At 45.5% G+C, this 235-nt stretch carries 1 protein-coding gene; it reads left to right on the forward strand.

Annotation, left to right across the window (positions count from 1 at the left end):
- The coding region (locus AC23MB_RS14545) for a transposase (protein WP_487787675.1) at positions 1 to 235 on the forward strand (235 nt) is incomplete at both ends.

A 235-nucleotide genomic window follows, 5' to 3' on the forward strand; every position in this document is an offset into this window, starting at 1 on the left:
AAGATTTAACCTCGTTCTTCAAACAAATGCACAAACGGGCGGTAGAGCACATGCTCGAAGCCGAACTGGACGCTCATTTTGAGAACGAAAAACACGAAAAAACCAAAGAAGGCAATTACCGCAACGGGCACGGAACCAAGAAGATAAAATCCTCTTTTGGCGAGTCCGAGATCAAAGTTCCCCGTGACCGAGAAGGAAGTTTTGATCCTGCCCTAGTTCCCAAAAGACACAATAT

The organism is Soonwooa sp. T0.1_25 (assembly GCF_057652215.1).